Source organism: Streptomyces anandii JCM 4720 (assembly GCF_014650655.1).
GTDB classification, from domain to species: domain Bacteria; phylum Actinomycetota; class Actinomycetes; order Streptomycetales; family Streptomycetaceae; genus Streptomyces; species Streptomyces anandii.
Genome location: NZ_BMVJ01000025.1, coordinates 17226 through 18619 on the forward strand (window position 1 = coordinate 17226; position 1394 = coordinate 18619).

The 1394-nt window shown below is 72.7% G+C and carries 2 protein-coding genes; both read left to right on the plus strand.

Annotation, left to right across the window (positions count from 1 at the left end; genetic code table 11):
- The first annotated feature begins 142 nt into the window (after positions 1 to 142).
- Entirely contained in the window at positions 143 to 931 is a 789-nt protein-coding gene (locus tag IE249_RS30780; RefSeq protein WP_189710076.1) for a carbon-nitrogen hydrolase family protein, read from the plus strand.
- 58 nt (positions 932 to 989) lie between these two features.
- Positions 990 to 1394, plus strand: a 405-nt coding sequence (locus IE249_RS39015) for a flavin monoamine oxidase family protein (RefSeq protein WP_229859623.1), incomplete at its 3' end; no start/stop codon positions are given.

The following is a 1394-nucleotide window of genomic DNA, read 5'->3' on the forward strand; positions in this document are numbered from 1 at the left end:
GTGCGCAACGAATCGCCGCGTGGGGCGTCCCGTACGCAACGATCCGCTCACCGCCGCGCAACGGCTCCCGCTTGTCCGCCCGAGCCCGCCGACCGTACCGTCTAAGCGACCCCGAAACCCCCAGTACCGGTGAGGATCACGCATGCGCACCGCCCTGCTCCAGAGCTCCGGCCGCCCCGGCAGCGTCGCCGAGAACCTCAAGGTGCTCGACGCCGCCGCCGGCCGGGCCGCGGCCGCCGGCGCCGGGCTGCTCGTGACGCCCGAGATGTTCCTCACCGGCTACGCGATCGGCGACGAGATCGGCCGCCTCGCCGAGCCCGCCGACGGCGACTCGGCCGACGCGATCGCCGAGATCGCCGGCCGGCACGGCCTGGCGCTCGCCTACGGCTACCCCGAGCGGGACGGCGAGGCCGTCTTCAACTCGGTCCAGCTGATCGCCTCCGACGGCACCCGCCTGGCGAACTACCGCAAGACCCACCTCTTCGGCTGCTTCGAGCGCGACCACTTCACGCCGGGCGACACCCCGGTCGTCCAGGCCGAGCTGAACGGCCTCACCGTCGGCCTCATGATCTGCTACGACGTCGAGTTCCCGGAGAACGTGCGCGCCCACGCCCTGGCCGGCACCGACCTGCTGCTCGTCCCCACCGCGCAGATGCACCCCTTCCAGTTCGTGGCCGAGTCCCTCGTGCCGGTGCGCGCCTGGGAGAGCCAGATGTACGTGGCGTACGTCAACCGGGTCGGCCGCGAGGGCGAGTTCGAGTTCATCGGGCTGTCCACCCTCGCCGGCCCCGACGGGATCGCCCGCACCCGCGCCGGCCGCGCCGAGGAGCTGGTGTTCGCCGACGCCGACCGGGCCTTCCTCGCCGCCTCCCGCGAGGCCAACCCGTATCTGAAGGACCGCCGCCCCGGCCTCTACGGGTCCCTCCTCTGACCCGGCCCGGCCCCGCCCAGCCTCCACCCAGTTCTTCCGCGCAAGGAGTCCGTACCCCATGACGTCCACGGTGCCCAACGCCGTCGAGCACGCAGACGAGCAGCAGCCGCCGATCACCATGTTCGGCCCGGACTTCCCCTACGCCTACGACGACTTCCTCGCCCACCCCGCGGGCCTCGGCCAGGTCCCGGCCACCGAGCACGGCACCGAGGTCGCGGTCATCGGCGGCGGCCTGTCCGGCATCGTCGCCGCCTACGAGCTGATGAAGATGGGCCTCAAACCCGTCGTCTACGAGGCCGACCGGATCGGCGGCCGGCTGCGCACCGTCGGCTTCGAGGGCTGCGACGAGGCGCTCACCGCCGAGATGGGCGCCATGCGCTTCCCGCCGTCCTCCACGGCCCTCCAGCACTACATCGACCTGGTGGGCCTGGAGACCAGGCCCTTCCCCAACCCGCTGGCGGAG

Coding starts and splice junctions, on each gene's coding strand:
- IE249_RS30780 (WP_189710076.1), top strand. CDS start 143: ATGCGCACCGCCCTGCTCCAGAGCTCCGGCCGCCCCGGCAGCGTCGCC.